Genomic DNA, 15,633 nt, shown 5'->3' with positions numbered 1-15,633 from the left:
TTTTTCCTTAATAATCCGTAACCTGCCGGTCTTTGTTCTCGTCAGCCGACAGAAATGGCCTGCAAGTCGCCCCCTTGCGGCAACCGTTCCAGCCATTCATGTCCTACGTCGCTGGCCCCAGTGAGACGGACGCGTCGTCCCTGCCCGTCGATCTCCAGCGCCACCACCAGGTCGGTCGGCGGCAGCGCGCCGGCGCCCCGTTCCGGCCATTCGACCAGCCACAGCACCGCGCTGCCCTCGTCCAGGCCGAGGAAATCCAGCTCACCGGCCTGGCCGATGCGATACAGGTCCAGGTGCCACGCCTCGCCGCCACTGGCCAGCGGATAGCGCTCGACCAGGGTGTAGGTGGGGCTGCGGATCGCGCCCTGCACGCCCAGCGCGCGCAGCAGCGCGCGGGCCGTGGTGGACTTGCCGGCACCCAGGTCGCCGCGCAGTTCGATCAGCGCCTGCGGCGGCCGGGTGGCCGCCAGCCACTGCCCGAGCAGTTCGGTGGCGTCGCTGTCGGCAAGGAAGAATTCGGTCATGGGGAGAGGTCCGGGTTGGCCAGTCGCCGCAGCGGCGCCAGCAGATCAGTAGGAAGCAGGCCGCGCGCGCCATCGGCGGCAGCTGCATCGCCCGCCAGCGCATGCAGCAGCGCGCCCGCGGCCGCGGCATCGAAGGCCGCAAGGCCCTGCGCACGCAGGCTGGCGATGATGCCGGTGAGCAGGTCGCCCATGCCTCCCACGGCCATCCCTGGGTTACCGGCAGCGATCAACCGGGGCGTTTGCCCAGGCGCTGCCACGATGCTGCCAGCGCCCTTCAGCACCACCACGGCATGGAAGCGCTCGGCCAGCATGTGCGCACAGGTGTAGCGGTCGGCCTGGATTTCAGCCGTGCTGCAGCCGAGCAGGCGCGCGGCCTCGCCCGGGTGCGGTGTGAGAATGGCATCGGGCAACGCGCGCGGATCCTGCGCCAGCAGGTTCAGGGCATCGGCATCGACCACCAATGGCTTGTTGCTGGCCAGCACCCGCGCAAACAAGGCGCGTGCCCATTCGTCCTGGCCCAGACCGGGCCCGATCGCCACCACCTTCGCCTTGTCCAGCAGCGCCGGCAGCACATCGCCATCTTCCAGTGCATGGGTCATGGCCTCGGGCAACCGGGCCAGCAGTGGACCGACGTGGTCGCGGCGGGTGCCCAGGCTCAACAGCCCCGCACCCGCGCGCAAGGCGGCTTCGGCCGCCATCGCGATGGCACCGCCGCTGCCATGGTTGCCGCCGACGCACAGCACGTGCCCGGATTCGCCCTTGTGGGTATTGGCGCGGCGCGGTGGCAACAGGGCCCGCAACCTCACCTGCGTCCAGTGCTCCGCAGCGGGCACCACGCCTTGCCAGGCCGCCGCGGGCAACAGCAGGGGCGCCAGGACCTTGTGCCCGCAATGATCCAGCGCATCGCCGGAATACAGCCCGCGATGCGCCACGATGAACTGCAGGGTCAGTGCAGCGCGCACTGCTACGCCCGGCACCGCCCCACGGTCGGCATCGACGCCACTGGGAACATCCAGCGCCAGCACCGGCGCAGTCTGCGCGTTGAGCGCGGTAATCAACGCCTGCGCCGTACCCTCCGGCGCGCGATCAAAGCCCAGCCCGAACAGGGCATCGACCCAGACGTCGGCCTCGGGCAGCATGCCGTCGAAATCGGTGATGGTGCCGCCGCCGGACCTGAATTCAGATGCTGCACGCTGTGCCAGCGCGGTCGAGGGCGGCCTGCCCGGCAGGGCGATCACTGTCACCTCGCGCCCGGCCTGCAGCGCGTGACGGGCCAGCACCTGGCCATCGCCCCCATTGTTGCCAGCGCCGACCACCACGCCGATCCGCCGCGCCTGGGGCCAATGCTGCAGCAGGCACTGCCAGGCGGCCTGGCCGGCCTGCGCCATCAGGCCCCAGCCGCCGTCGGCGGCCAACGCCGAGGCCTGCGCATCAAGCGCACGCGCGGCAGCGGAATCGAACAGATCGGCAAGGTTGGCCATGCAGGGATTTTATACTGGTGCACATGTCCCCCGCCCCCACCCCTGTCGATCCGGTCCAGGCCGTGCAGCGCATCCGCGAACTGGCGCGTGCGCATGGCTTCCAGCGCTGCGGCATCGCTGGTATCGAACTGGGCGAGGATGAAGCGCACCTGGCCGACTGGCTGGGCCAGGGCCTGTACGGCACGATGGACTGGATGGCGCGCCACGGCACCTTGCGCGCGCGACCGGCCGAGCTGCTGCCCGGCACCGTGCGCGTGATTTCAGTGGGCATGGACTACAGCCACAAGGACGACACCGAAGCCTGGGCGACCCTGGCCGACCCGGGCCGCGCCTACGTGGCGCGCTACGCGCTGGGCCGCGACTATCACAAGCTGATGCGCAACCGCCTGCAGAAGCTGGCGACGCAGATCAACGACGAAGTAGCGCCACTGGGCTACCGCGTGTTCGTCGATTCCGCCCCCGTGCTGGAACGCGCACTGGCGCGCAACGCCGGCCTCGGCTGGATCGGCAAGCACACCTGCCTGATCGACCGCCATGGCGGCTCATGGTTCTTCATCGGCGAGATCTACATCGACATCCCGTTGCCGATCGACACGCCGGCCACGGCGCACTGCGGCACCTGCACGCGTTGCATCGATGTCTGCCCGACCCAGGCCATCACCGGCCCGCAGCGGCTGGACGCGCGGCGCTGCATTTCCTACCTGACCATCGAGCACGACGGCGCCATTCCCGAAGACATGCGTCCGTTGATCGGCAACCGCATCTACGGCTGCGACGACTGCCAGCTGGTCTGCCCCTGGAACAAGTTCGCCAAGCGCACCGACGAAGCCGATTTCCGCGCGCGCAACAACCTCGATACCGCGCGCCTGGACCAGCTGTTCGCCTGGGACGAGGCCGAGTTCCTGCGCCGCACCGAGGGCAGCCCGATCCGCCGCAGCGGGCACGAGCGCTGGCTGCGCAACATCGCCGTGGCACTGGGCAACGCACCGTCCTCGGCCGAAGCATTGGCCGCGTTGCAGACCCGCGTCGATGATCCCTCGCCGCTGGTGCGTGAACACGTGCAGTGGGCGCTGGGCCAGCACACGGCGCGCTGACGTGCGATCCTGAGCCCCCGCTCCACCCGCAGCACGCCGTTCCCATGCAGCCACGCAACAACGACATTTTCACCCCCAGCCAGCTCAACACCCTGGCCCGCGACCTGCTGGAAGGCAGTTTCCCGGCGATCTGGGTCGAGGCCGAACTGGGCAGCGTGGCGCGTCCTGCCTCCGGTCACCTGTATTTCACCCTGAAGGACGCGCGTGCGCAGCTGCGTGCCGCAATGTTCCGGATGAAGGCGCAGTACCTGAAGTTCGTGCCGCGCGAAGGCATGCGCGTGCTGGTGCGCGGCAAGGTGACCCTGTACGACGCCCGTGGCGAGTACCAGATGGTGCTGGACCACATGGAGGAGGCGGGCGAAGGCGCACTGCGCCGCGCCTTCGAGGAACTGAAGGCACGGCTGGAGGCCGAGGGCCTGTTCGACCCGGCGCGCAAACGGCCACTGCCGGCGCATGTACAACGTCTGGCAGTGATCACCTCGCCGACCGGCGCCGCCGTGCGCGATGTGCTGAGCGTGCTCGGCCGCCGTTTCCCGCTGCTGGAAGTCGACCTGCTGCCGACCCTGGTGCAGGGCAGCAGCGCCGCCGCGCAGATCACCCGCCTGCTGCAGGCGGCCGATGCCAGTGGTCGCTACGACGTGATCCTGCTGACCCGCGGCGGCGGTTCGCTGGAAGACCTGTGGGCCTTCAATGACGAAGCCCTGGCCCGTGCGATCGCCGCCAGCCACACCCCAGTGGTTTCGGCGGTCGGCCACGAAACCGACTTCAGCCTCAGCGACTTCGCCGCCGACCTGCGTGCACCGACGCCTTCGGTGGCAGCTGAACTGCTGGTACCCGACCAGCGCGAACTGGCACTGCGCCTGCGCCGCACGGCCGCGCGCATGGTGCAGCTGCAACGGCATGCGATGCAGCAGGCGATGCAGCGCGCCGACCGCGCCCTGCTGCGCCTGAACGCCCAGAGCCCGCAGGCGCGGCTGGACTTGTTGCGCCGACGCCAGCTGGATCTGGGCCGGCGCCTGCATGCTGCGTTCAACCAGCAGCAGGAGCGCCGCGCCGCGCGCCTGCGTCATGCGGCGGCAGTGCTGCGCGGGCACCATCCGCAGCGCCAGCTCGATGCGATGCAGCGCCGTCTGGCTGCCCTGCGCGGGCGGCCGCAGGCCGCGATGCAGCGCCTGCTGGAGCGCGATGCACTGCGACTGCGCGGACTGGCGCGTTCACTTGAAGCAGTCAGCCCGCTGGCGACCGTGGCGCGTGGCTACAGCATCCTCACCCGCAGCGACGATGGCACGCTGGTACGCCAGATCGATCAGGTAAAGCCAGGTGACGCACTGCAGGCCCGCGTCGGCGACGGTGTGATCGACGTACAGGTCAAGTAAGGGGCGTTCGGCAGGGCTGCGCCCTGCACCTGCGGTAGTGCCGGCCGCTGGCCGACAACCTCAACAGCAACAGCAAAAGCGGCTCTGGATTGCTGATGGTTTGGCGGGGCGGTGTGGCTGTGCAGGACACGCCGTAGACCCCGCTGCGCGGTCCGGCCCAGCCGCCGGCGGCTGTGCGTTCGGGCGCTTGCGAAGCAGTGCTTCGCAAGCAAAGCGCCCTCACCCTTGGGGGCTCGATGGCACCAACGGTCCTGCACAGCCACACCGCCCCCCCCGACAGTTTCCCGGCGACGGATCGGTAGATCCACGCCATGCGTGGATGAATCTCTGTCAGATATCGAATCAATTCGGGGTCAGATCCGTTTTCCGTAGGAAAACGGATCTGACCCCACGCCATTCCGACAGATCGCGAGAATCTGTCGAAGGCGGGGTGGGTCCGGTTGCGGGAGTGTCCGCGGCATGGATGCCGCGGCCAAGCCCCCATGGATGGGTTTACGGCGTCTCCCGCAACTGGCCCCACCCCGCCTACCCACAGGAAACCCGCTTCTGCTTCGGCTGTTGCTGTTGCCTTGGTTCGCAGCGGGTGCAGGGCTGCAAGCCCTGCCGCCTCCCCTACTTTGCCTGCTCGCAGAACTTCTGCCGGTACTCGAGCGCCTTCGGCATCAGCGCCTGCAGGTTCTGGATGCGGGTACCCGGGTTCGGGTGGGTGGAGGCGAACTCCGGCGGCGCCTGGCCGCCACTGGCCTGGCCCATGCGCTGCCACAGCGGCACCGCCTCGCGGGGATCGAAGCAGGCCGCTGCGGCCAGCATCAGCCCCACTTCATCGGCCTGCGTCTCGTGGCTGCGCGCATAGGGCAGCAGGTAGCCGTAGCCCATCGCCGACATCATCATCTGTTGCTGCTGCGCATCCATGCCGCTGGCGGCACCAGCCATCTGCCCGATCTGGGTCAGCTTCTGCTGCGCCATCCGCTGTGCACCATGGCGTAGAAGCGCATGGGCGATCTCATGGCCCATCACCACCGCCATCGCGTCACGCGTACGCGCCACCGGCACCAGGCCGGTGTAGACCGCCATCTTGCCACCCGGCAGGCAGAACGCATTGGCCTGCTCGGACGGGATCACATTCACTTCCCACTGGAAATCCCGCGCGAAATGCGCCGGCTGCACGCCGTGCTCCTGTGCCAGCGCGGTCTCCACCACGTCCACCTTGGCGATCAGGCGCTGGGCGATGTCGCGCACATCACGCGCGATCGGCGCATTCGGATCCATCGGCCGTTCCTGCGACAGGATCTGCTGGTAGGCCTGCAGCCCGAGCGCGGTCTCCTGGCGCGCATCCAGGCTGCTGTCGATCATCACCTTCTCGCCGGTGTAGGGATCGACCGTGCGATTGGAGAACCAGTAGAACACCGCATAGCCCGCTGCCAGCAGCAGCACCCACCAGCGGATGTTGCCGAACAGGCCGCGCCGCTGCGGGCCTTGCGGCGAGCGGGAAAAGGGATCGTTGCGCATCGGTGTCTTCCAGCAGGCCCCGCCGGCCGGCGGGCACGGCGCAATCTTAGTGCGCGGACGCCAGCAGCGGGTGAAGCCCGATGCTCAGATGCCCCGCACCAGACGGAAGCCGATGCGCGCGTTGGTGGTGTCCGAGTCCTGCGATTGCCGCCAGGCCGCACGGGTCTGCTCGGGCGCATTGGCCCAGTTGCCGCCCCGGATCACCCGCGACCGGCAGCCCGGGTTGAACCAGGCGACACCATCGGACGGCGCACGCCGGTAGCTGGCATGCCAGCAGTCGGCCACCCACTCGCTGAGATTGCCAGCCATGTCGTGCAGGCCGAAGGCATTGGCCTGGAAACTGGCCACCGGCGCGGGCCCCCACCAGCCATCGCCATAGCCGACGAAGGCGTTGTGCCAGTGCCGCCCCGAGGGCGAGACATCCTTGCTGCCGGTGAAGTTGCCAGCGCCGGGCGGCGGCGTGCCGGCGTCGCCCCACGGATAACGGCCACTGCTGCCGGCACGCAGCGCGTACTCGAATTCGGCCTCGCTGGGCAGCCGGTAGCTGCGTCCTGTCTGCTCGGACAGCCACGCCGCGTAGTTTTCGGCATCACGCACGCTCACATGCATCACCGGCGAATTGCCCAGTGCGCGCGCGCCATCGTAATCGGAACGCCAGTCCACACCGCTGCGGCGGATGAAATTGCCGCTGCGCTCGTCATAGACCACCGAGTGGCCGCGCCGGGTCGCACGCGGCCGCGCATTGGTCGACTTCACATAGCGCTCGAAATCACTGACCGTGATCTCGGTGATCGCCATCGCAAACCCGCGGTCAAAGCGCACATAATGCGAGGGCCGCTCGGCATCGCTGGCACCGGGCTCGGCATCACCCGCGCCCATCTGGAAGCCACCATGCGGCACCACGATCATCTGCGGGCCGCGCCCGCCATCGCGCATGGCGTCGCTGAACACCTGCCCGGGACGGAAGCTGCCGTAATGGGTGGCCAGGTCGATGCGTTCGCGCAACTGGGCCACCACCGCATCCCCTGGCAAGGCGATGCGCAGGGCCTCGGCCAGCTTCTCGCGCGCCGGCTTCAGGCCCTGTGGCGTCGCCAGTTCGCGCAGGCCATCATCGCGCAGCTGCAGCAGTGCCGCCGCGCGGATCTGTTCGATACGTTCGAAGGCATCGGCAATGGCCGGTGATGAGTCACGGACCTTGCTGGCTTCGGCCAGCCAGGTGCCGGCGCTGGCAAAGTCACGCACCCGCGCCGCGTCCTCGGCACGGCGGATCAGGCCACTCTCGGCCGCCGCCAGGCCCTGCCGTGCCCGGCTGTTGTGTTCATCCAGGGCCAGCGCTTCACGGAAGTTGCCGATCGCTCCGTCACCGTCCTCACCGATCCGCCCCGAACGCAGGTCTTCCTCGCCGGCACGGTTGTAGGCCACCACGCGCTGGGCGAGCTCCACCCGTCCCTGCAGCGCGCGAACCTTCTCATCCTTCGGCGCCAGGGTCAGCAGCACCAGTGCCTGGCGGCTGGCCTCGGCCAGCGCCTCGCGCTGCTGCAGCGGCCGGACCAGCAGGGCATCGGCCTGCTGCTGAAGGCGCTGGCGGGCGCGCTGCAGGCCGTTGCGGGCCTGGCGGTCATCCGGGTCTTCCTCCTGCACCGCCAGCCACAGCGGAACCGCCGCGTCGGCGTCCTCGTACAGGCGCCCTTCGGCGAACGCCTTCTCGGCCGCGCGACGCAGCTGGGCCAGGCTGCGCCCCTGCCGATCGACCCGCGGTGGCGTCCACCGCTGCACATCCTCGGCGGCATCCTCACCGGCGATGGTGACGCTGCCCTGCGCCGCCTCCGGCGTCGCGTCCGCCTGCATGCCTTGCTGCGGCCGTGCGTCTTCGCCAGCAGCCGGTCCCGGCTCCGGCGTCGCCGAGGGCGACGGCGTGCAGCCGGCCAGGGCCAGGGCGGTGCACAGCACGGACGACAGCGGAAAACGCAAGCAGGATCTCCTTCGGCACGGATGCGGACCGACGTTAGGCTATTCTCCCCTGCCTGAGCAAACCCGAGTAGTAGGCCCTGACCCGTGGCAATCTGGATCACCACCCCCGCCGAGCTGGATCCGTACTTCCAGCAGCGTCCGGCCCGCATCGGCCTGGACACCGAATTCATCCGTGAACGCACCTTCTGGCCGCAGTTGGCCCTGGTGCAGATGGCGGTCGGGCAGGACATCCTGCTGATCGACCCCCTGATTCCCGGCATGACCGAGGCGCTGGCGCCGTGGCTGGCCGATGAATCGATCGTCAAGGTGATGCACAGCGCCAGCGAAGACCTGGTCGCCTTCAAGTGGGCCTGCGGCGTGTTGCCACGTCCGCTGTTCGACACCCAGATCGGCGCCTCGCTGGCAGGCATCGGTGGCGGTATGGGCTACCAGAAGCTGGTCGCGGAAATCACCGGCGTGGCGCTGGCCAAGGGCGAAACCCGTTCGGACTGGATGCGCCGCCCGTTGTCCGAATCGCAGCTGCAGTACGCCGCCGACGATGTCGAGCACCTGTTCGCGCTGCATGACGCCATCGATGCCAGGTTGCAGGCGCTGGGCCGCCAGCAGTGGCTGCACGACGACGGCGAGCGCCTGCTGGCCAGCGTCGCCAATGACGAAGACCGTTGGCCGCACCTGGCGATGCGCTCGGCGCAGTTCCTCGACACGGCCGCACAGCATCGGCTGCTGCGTCTGCTGCGCTGGCGCGATGTGCAGGCACGCAGCAGCGACCGCCCGCGCAGCTGGATCCTGGACAACGAACTGGCCGCCACGCTGGCACGCACGCCACCGGCCGATGCCGCCGCACTGGGCAAGCTGTTCGAACAGTTCCCGAAGGCACCGCGCAAGCTCGCGGGCGCTGTGTGGCAGGCGCTGGATACGCCGCTGGCCGATGAGGCCGAAGCACCGCTGGCGCTGCCGGCCAACGACAGCAACAAGCAGGCACTGAAGAAGCTGCAGGACGCGGTTGCCGAGCGCAGCCGCGAACTGGGCCTGCCGGATGGCGTATTGGCCTCACGCAAGCACCTGGAAAGCTATCTGGAACGCCGCCAGTGGCCGGCCGCACTGGCCGGCTGGCGCCAGCAGGAACTGGAATCGCGGCTGCAGGCGCTGCTGCCCGCACGTTGATGGCACAAGGCGCCGGACCACGTCGGCGCCATGCACCTCGAGCCTGCAGGGGCCGTGCTAGGTTTACCGGTACTGACAAGGAGACGTCGATGCAGACCCTCAAGATCGCGACCGCCTGCGCACTGCTGCTAACCACGTTGGGCCTGGCATGCTCTGGGCAGGCCGCACCGCTTTCCTATGCACAGGAAAAGGAGAACACAGCCAAGCTGGTGGACATCATTGACGGTGCCACCCGCGACGGTCTGGTTGCCGTGCTGGTGCCGGCCCCGTATGTCGTGCACAACGGCGGGCCAGGCGTCGGCTCTCCGGTCCCCGGCTTTCATCTGGGCAAGCGCTCGACCGACCTGCCCGGGTTCTCGACGCGGGTGTCCTTCCAGCACAAGGACATTCCCTCCCAGGGCTATGTGCAGCTGTTCAACACCAACGAACTGGAAACCGGCCCGCAGCGGACGGTGTTGATGGACGTGTTCGAGGTGCATCTGATTCCGCCGGGCACCTATCTGCTGAACGGTGCGGAGAACTACCGCCTGAACACCCGCGTGGCCAAGCTGAAGCCGCTGGGGACTACGGACGAAGTATCGAAGGACATCGGCGCCACCCGCCTGGCCGACGTCGATTACCGTTTCTATTCCTGGAAGAAGGTCTGGGTACCACCCGGCGTCCTGACCGATCAGCACTCCCAGCAGGTCTGCATCTCGGTGCATGTGGCCTCCGGCAACTGCGTGGCATGGGGCACCCAGAACTACGAAACCTCGCGCCCGACCGAAGGCTACTGGGATGACAGGATCGTCCCTGAAGACATCCCTGCCGTACGCATCCAGGCGGTCATTGCCAAGGCCCACGCGCCACTGGCCTTCACTGCCCGCGAAGGGCAGATCCTGCTCAGCCCCTTCATTGTTGCCGCCGACGGCGATATCGATTTCAACGCGAACGACTGCGCACCGGTCGACAAGCTGACGGGATGCGCCCTGCGCCGCTTCACGGTGCACTACCAACCCGCGCCGCTGGACGCTGCACGCAAGCACATCGCAATCACCTCGCGCGGCCTCAACGGCAAGCAGCGCAAGGTACTGGAGCGGATGGAGGCGATGCAGCTGCAGGTGCTGGGCCCCAGTGCGCCGTCCGATGCAGCGCTGGGCAAGGGCGTCAGCGCCACGCCGTGAGCACGGATGATGCCGAGCAACGAAAAACGGCGCTCGATGAGCGCCGTTTCCGTTACACGACGGGGTAAGCCTTACCAGTTCATGTTCAACGAGACACCGACGGTGCGCGGTTCGTTGTAGACCGCGGCCATGTAGTTCTCGATCACACCCTTGAGGTTCTTCTCGTTGGTGATGTTGCGCGCGAACAGCGCCACTTCATAGGCACCGTAGTTGCCCGAGTAGCCGATCTTCAGGCCGCCCTCGAAATCACCCTTGGAGTTGAACTCCTTGCTGTCGTACAGCACGAAGCTGGTGTAGCCCTGCTTGTTCCAGTCGGTGGACACGAACATGGTGCCCGCGTCGCTGACCGGGAAGTCGTAGCGGGCGGCCAAGTTGACGTTGTACTTCGGCGCGTTCGGCAGCGGGTTGCCGTCGATCTGCGCGAAGGTGTTGGCACCGACCTTGATGGTCGGGTCATTCACCGTGCACACCACCTTGCCGTTGAGGCCGCAGACCTGCGCGTAGACGCGCTTGTCCTTGATCTCGCTGTGCAGCAGGCTGACGCCGGCGCTCAGGGTCAGGTTCGGGATCGGGCGCAGCTCCATGTCCGCTTCGAAACCGTAGGCCTTGGCCTTGTCGGCATTGAACAGCACGCCGTTGCCGTCCGAATCGTTGCCGTTGAGCTGGATGTCATTGACGGTGTAGGTGAACGCGGTGGCGTTCAGGCGCAGGCGGTTGTCCCACAGGCTGCTCTTCACGCCGGCTTCCCAGGACAGGATGGTCTCGGAATCGGCGGTGGTGAAGTCGGCATTGAACACCGCCGAACGGCCCTGGATGGTCGGGCCGCGGAAGCCGCGTGCGACCTTCGCATAGACGCTCACGTCCGGCGTGATCTGGTACATCGCGCTCAGATCCCAGCTCGGGGTGGTGTCGGACATCTTGACGTCGGTGCGGCCCTTGTAGGTCACCACGCCGGCGGCGGTGTCAGCGGTCTTCAGCAGGCGGGTGTGCTTCTCGTCCTTGGTCTGGCGCAGGCCGGCCGTGACGGTGAACTTGTCGGTGAAGGCGTAGCTCAGCTGGCCGAAACCGGCCCACGAGGTGTTCTTGTTGCGCAGTCGCACCCAGTTGTTCGGGTTGCGGGCCGCACCCTGCAGGAACCACGCACGCTGGTAGAAGTCGGTGGTGTCGCTGCCGTTGAAGTAGAACGCACCGGCCTGCCACTGCAGGGCGCTGTCGTCATGGCTGGCCAGGCGGAATTCCTGGGTCCACTGGTCCAGGTCGCGGATGCGGCCCATCGACTGGCCGTAGCCGTTCGGCACACCGTTCACCGGGAAGTTCACCGCCGCGCCGCCGTCGGTGTCACCACGGCTGTAGCCGGAGGTGGTCTCATAGGCGGTGATCGAGGTGAAGTCGATCGCGCCGAAGTCGTAGCGTGCCTTCACCGAGCCGCCGTAGGTCTTGTAGGCCTGCGGGTTGTTGTCGGCTTCGTCGTAGGCGACCTGGTCGCGCGGCACGTCGGTCTTGTTCGAGCCCTTGGTCAGCGCACCACGCAGGAACAGGGTCGAGGTGCCTTCGTAATCACGGGCGTGGGCCGAGGCCAGGATCGAGAACTGGTCGCTCGGGGTCAGCAGCAGCTGCGCGCGCACGTTGCGGTCATCGAAGCCGCCCATGGCGTTCTTCTTCGGGCTGACCGTGCCGTCAGCGCTCGGGCCCTTGTAGGTGTTGTCGACGTAGTCGTCGCGGTGCTGGTACAGCGCCGACACGCGGAACGAGGCGATGTCGTTGATCGGGCCGCCAAAGCCGCCGTCGATCGACACGCTGTTGTAGGTCGCATAGCTGGCGCTGACGCGGCCGGTGTAGTCCTGGGTCGGCTTCAGCGTGTCGAACTTGATGATGCCGGCGGTGGTGTTGCGGCCGAACAGCGAGCCCTGCGGGCCGCGCAGCACTTCCACCTGGTCCACGTCATAGACCGGGTTGGACTTCAGCACCACGTGCTCCAGCACCACGTCGTCCTGGATGATCGACACCGGCTGCGAGGCACCCAGGTAGAAGTCGATGTTGCCCAGGCCGCGGATATAGAAGCGCGGGAAGATGCGGCCGGTGGTGGTTTCCGCATACAGGCTCGGCACGCGGCCGGACAGCGCCAGCAGGGTGTCGTCGCCGCCGGCGGTGAAGTCGCGCATGCGCTCGCCCTGCACCACGCCCACCGAGACCGGCACTTCCTGCAGGTTCTGCTCGCGGTGCTCGGCGGTCACGGTGATCGTGTCCAGGCCCGTCGGGGTCGGCGCGCTGTCCTGCGCGGCGGCACCAAAGCTGCCGACCAGGGCCAGGCCGGCACAGGCCAGGGCCAGCGGATGGCGGCGGAAGGAAACGAAGGAAGACGACATACCCGACAGGCGGCGGGAATCGGAATGGGAGGGCATGGAATGCTCTGAGGAGGCGTCCGTGCGGCCTGCGCGAGCCGGGCGGCAAAAAGGAGGAGAACTGCGCAAGCCGCCATTATCCCCCAAATTGTTACGATTTCGTTGCGCGGCATCCGGCCCCGACAAACCGGACGGTTTCGGCACAGTGCACGCCTTCATGCCACGCCGTCCGGCACATCCCGGGTCGGCTTGGCAAGGCGCAGCCAGTTGGCTACACTGAAGCCCTGCCGTGGGGCCATAGCTCAGCTGGGAGAGCGCGTCGTTCGCAATGACGAGGTCAGGAGTTCGATCCTCCTTGGCTCCACCACTCATTAAGAAGACCCGCCGATCGTCGCGATCTGCGGGTTTTTTCTTGCATCGATCACGAGTCAGGCAGGTTCCTGATCCCCGTCCTTGCGGCGTGGACCACGCGAATGCGTATCACGCACCTGCTGATCGCGCTGCCCCGGCCGCTGCTTTGCCACGTCCTCCTGCGCCCTGTCCTGACGGCTTTCCTGTACGCCCTGTTTCGGATCGCCAGGGTCTTTGTCGCGCTCGCTCATCGAAGTCTCCTGTGCCGGCGAAGGCCGATCAGGACTTCACGCTAGAGGCTGCGCAGTGATCCGCAGGTCAGGCCCGCGCGAACAGCGTGTGCAGTTCCGCTTGCCGCCGCAGCTCACGGCTCTGCAGAATCCGGACCAACATGCCCAGCCAGTCCGCGATGTCACCTCCCGCCCAGCACGCCGCGCGTACGCTGCCAATGCGCCTCGATCCAGCGGACGGCAGCATCCAGCTCGGCCACCTGACGACGTTGATCTGCCCCACCCTGTCACTGGAGGAGGCGCGCATCGCCTTCGCCACGCTGATGCATGGCGAGCGCGATGCCGGCACCGGCTATCACTGGCTCAGCCTGCACCGGGTCAGTCTGGGCGGTGCGCCCGCCGGCATCAGCCTGTGCTTCCACGGGCAACAGCTCGACATGGTGACGATCGGCGTCGATCTGCCGGGTGCGACACTGGAAGACGGCTGGCCGACCCAGGTCGCGATCGATGCCGAAGTCGCTTTCATGCGTCGCACCTTGGCCACGGCTCTGGGGCGCAAACTGGCAGGTGGCCGCGCCCGGTTCGAGTGGGGCGAGGCATGGGCCCGGTTCGACCCGAAAGGCTTCATGGCCAGCAGCGGTATCCGCTACACGCCGCGCTCATGACGCCGCTCAGGTACGGGTGATCGACACTCCACCTTCAACACGCATCGCGGTACCGGTAACGAAACTGCTTTCATCGCTGGCCAGGAACAGCGCCGCGTTGGCGATCTCCTCCGGCTCGGCCATGCGCTTGAGTGCGTGCAGCGAGCGCACGAAGTCGCGGGCATCGCCGGTGGGTGCGGCCTGCCGGCCCATCTCGGTATCGGTACCGCCAGGCAGCAGCACGTTGCTGCGTACGCCACGCGCGCCGTACTCGGCGGCGATCACCTGGCTCAGGCCGATCAGTCCGGCCTTGCTCGACGCGTAGGCGGCCATACCCGGGAAGCCCACGGTATGGCCGACAAAGGTACCGACAAACACCAGCGAGCCACCCCCGCGTGCCAGCAATGCCGGCAACTGCGCGCGTGCGGCATGGAAGGCGGCGTCGAGATTGGTGGCCATCACCTCGCGCCACGCATCCGCCGGGAACTCTGCTGCCGGCACGCCGGGGCCGAGCATGCCGGCATTGTTGAGCGCGATGTCCAGGCCTCCGAATGACTGTTGGGCCAGATCCACCAGCGCCTGCGCCGTGCCCGGATCAGCCACATCGGCGGCATGCATCACCACCTCGCCGCCGGCGCCACGGATCTGCTCGGCCAGTGCGTGCAGCGGTTGCGGCCGCCGCGCATTGAGCACCAGTTTTGCCCCTTCGGCAGCAAAGCGCAGGGCGCTGGCACGACCAATGCCAGCGCTGGCACCGGTGATGATGGCGATCTTGTTGTTCAGGCGCATGAGGGTGGTACCGGTTGTGGAGTGGCCGCCACGATGCCGCGCCTCCGGCCCACAAACACTCCGTTTCCGGGCCTCGCGGCCAGGTGCAGGAAACGGAGTTTCCGCAGAACCGGCACGTGCCAGAATCCTCCCATGGACAGCACCGCCACCACCGCCCTCGACGCCCGCGTCGAACGGGTCTGCCGCCATCTGCAGGCCAGCCTCGACGAGCCCTCGCTGCAGGAGCTGGCCGACATCGCCGGCTGCAGCCCGACGCGCCTGCATCGCCTGTTCAAACAGGCCACCGGGCTGACCCCCAAGCAGTACGCTGCCGCGCTGCGCGCCGACCGCCTGCGCACCGGGCTCGAACAGCAGGAGCGCATCACCGATGCCTTCCACGATGCCGGCTTCGGCTCCAGCGGGCGCTTCTACGAGAACGCACCGAAGTTGCTGGGCATGACTCCCAAGCAATGGCGCGCAGGTGGTCGCGGCGAAGTCATCCACTTCGCGCTTGCCGAAAGCTCACTGGGCAGCGTGCTGGTGGCCAGCAGCGCCACCGGCGTGGTCGCGATCCTGCTCGGCGACGATCCGGAGGCGCTGCTGCAGTCACTGCAGCAACGCTTCCGCCAGGCCGAACTGGTCGGTGCCGACCACGGCTATGAGCAACTGGTGGCACAGGTGGTGGGCCTGGTCGAGGATCCCTCGCGAGGCGCCACACTGCCGCTGGATATCCGCGGCACCGCCTTCCAGCAGCGGGTATGGCAGGCACTGCAGCAGATTCCGCGCGGCCAGACCGCGTCGTATGCGGATATTGCCGCGCATATCGGTGCACCACGCTCGAGTCGTGCGGTGGCACGTGCCTGCGCGAGCAATCCATTGGCGGTAGCCGTGCCCTGCCACCGCGTGGTGCGCCGCGACGGTGACCTGTCCGGCTATGCCTGGGGCGTTGCGCGCAAGCGCGAACTGCTGCGCCGGGAAAAGGTCGCCAACGGCTGACGCCACCCGATAGCCGCCGA

At 67.7% G+C, this 15,633-nt stretch carries 13 protein-coding genes and 1 tRNA gene; 7 read left to right on the top strand and 7 right to left on the bottom strand.

The annotated features are described in order from the left end of the window. Positions 1-41: 41 nt before the first annotated feature. Together tsaE and AC5P53_RS06360 are read right to left on the bottom strand one after the other, a co-directional pair. Entirely contained in the window at positions 42-524 is a 483-nt protein-coding gene (gene tsaE, locus AC5P53_RS06365) for a tRNA (adenosine(37)-N6)-threonylcarbamoyltransferase complex ATPase subunit type 1 TsaE (RefSeq protein WP_049442404.1), read from the bottom strand. Continuing rightward, on the bottom strand, positions 521-2,005 hold the full coding sequence (locus AC5P53_RS06360) for an NAD(P)H-hydrate dehydratase (RefSeq protein ID WP_049442403.1): 1,485 nt from the start codon (positions 2,003-2,005) through the stop codon (positions 521-523). The genes tsaE and AC5P53_RS06360 overlap by 4 nt, the downstream gene beginning before the upstream one ends. A gap of 23 nt (positions 2,006-2,028) precedes the next feature. Between AC5P53_RS06360 and queG the strand changes: the two genes are divergently transcribed. After that, entirely contained in the window at positions 2,029-3,099 is a 1,071-nt protein-coding gene (queG, locus tag AC5P53_RS06355; RefSeq protein ID WP_032956157.1) for a tRNA epoxyqueuosine(34) reductase QueG, read from the top strand. A gap of 44 nt (positions 3,100-3,143) precedes the next feature. After that, positions 3,144-4,475, top strand: a complete 1,332-nt coding sequence (xseA, locus tag AC5P53_RS06350) for an exodeoxyribonuclease VII large subunit (protein ID WP_014647817.1) — start codon at positions 3,144-3,146, stop codon at positions 4,473-4,475. Between the two features lie 612 nt (positions 4,476-5,087). Here the strand turns inward: xseA and AC5P53_RS06345 are convergent. Continuing rightward, a complete protein-coding gene (locus AC5P53_RS06345) occupies positions 5,088-5,984 on the bottom strand; it encodes a M48 family metallopeptidase (RefSeq protein WP_005417787.1) in 897 nt (298 codons plus the stop codon). An 84-nt stretch (positions 5,985-6,068) separates the two neighbouring features. Continuing rightward, positions 6,069-7,955, bottom strand: coding sequence for a formylglycine-generating enzyme family protein (locus tag AC5P53_RS06340; protein WP_014647818.1), 1,887 nt, complete (start codon positions 7,953-7,955; stop codon positions 6,069-6,071). 84 nt (positions 7,956-8,039) lie between these two features. On the opposite strand from AC5P53_RS06340, the gene rnd reads away from it, so the two are divergent. Beyond that, positions 8,040-9,119, top strand: coding sequence for a ribonuclease D (gene rnd, locus AC5P53_RS06335; protein ID WP_032956162.1), 1,080 nt, complete (start codon positions 8,040-8,042; stop codon positions 9,117-9,119). A gap of 89 nt (positions 9,120-9,208) precedes the next feature. Next, positions 9,209-10,282, top strand: coding sequence for a hypothetical protein (locus AC5P53_RS06330; protein WP_049442402.1), 1,074 nt, complete (start codon positions 9,209-9,211; stop codon positions 10,280-10,282). A gap of 71 nt (positions 10,283-10,353) precedes the next feature. On the opposite strand, the gene AC5P53_RS06325 is transcribed toward AC5P53_RS06330, so the two are convergent. Further along, positions 10,354-12,684 carry a TonB-dependent receptor gene (locus AC5P53_RS06325; protein WP_046431763.1) on the bottom strand — a complete coding sequence of 777 codons (2,331 nt, stop codon included), beginning with the start codon at positions 12,682-12,684 and terminating at the stop codon, positions 10,354-10,356. A 231-nt stretch (positions 12,685-12,915) separates the two neighbouring features. Between AC5P53_RS06325 and AC5P53_RS06320 the strand changes: the two genes are divergently transcribed. Next, positions 12,916-12,991: transfer RNA gene (locus tag AC5P53_RS06320), tRNA-Ala, on the top strand. A 61-nt stretch (positions 12,992-13,052) separates the two neighbouring features. Here the strand turns inward: AC5P53_RS06320 and AC5P53_RS06315 are convergent. After that, positions 13,053-13,226 carry a hypothetical protein gene (locus tag AC5P53_RS06315; RefSeq protein ID WP_006457496.1) on the bottom strand — a complete coding sequence of 58 codons (174 nt, stop codon included), beginning with the start codon at positions 13,224-13,226 and terminating at the stop codon, positions 13,053-13,055. Positions 13,227-13,384: 158 nt separating this feature from the next. On the opposite strand from AC5P53_RS06315, the gene AC5P53_RS06310 reads away from it, so the two are divergent. Then, positions 13,385-13,870 (top strand): hypothetical protein, encoded by a 486-nt coding sequence (locus AC5P53_RS06310; RefSeq protein ID WP_075076317.1) that lies wholly within the window; start codon positions 13,385-13,387, stop codon positions 13,868-13,870. 6 nt (positions 13,871-13,876) lie between these two features. Here the strand turns inward: AC5P53_RS06310 and AC5P53_RS06305 are convergent, their stop codons facing one another. Continuing rightward, positions 13,877-14,638: an SDR family oxidoreductase gene (locus AC5P53_RS06305; RefSeq protein ID WP_241887701.1), complete on the bottom strand. Its 762-nt coding sequence runs from the start codon at positions 14,636-14,638 to the stop codon at positions 13,877-13,879. A 132-nt stretch (positions 14,639-14,770) separates the two neighbouring features. Here AC5P53_RS06305 and AC5P53_RS06300 point away from each other — a divergent pair, with 132 nt between their 5' ends. Then, positions 14,771-15,613: a bifunctional transcriptional activator/DNA repair enzyme AdaA gene (locus AC5P53_RS06300; RefSeq protein WP_126411190.1), complete on the top strand. Its 843-nt coding sequence runs from the start codon at positions 14,771-14,773 to the stop codon at positions 15,611-15,613. The last annotated feature ends 20 nt before the right edge of the window (positions 15,614-15,633 follow it).

The sequence above is a fragment of the Stenotrophomonas sp. YJH_SMC_82 genome, from assembly GCF_059368875.1.
The sequence above is the reverse complement of the archived record's forward strand: the minus strand, read 5'-3'. Positions and strand labels throughout refer to the sequence as shown.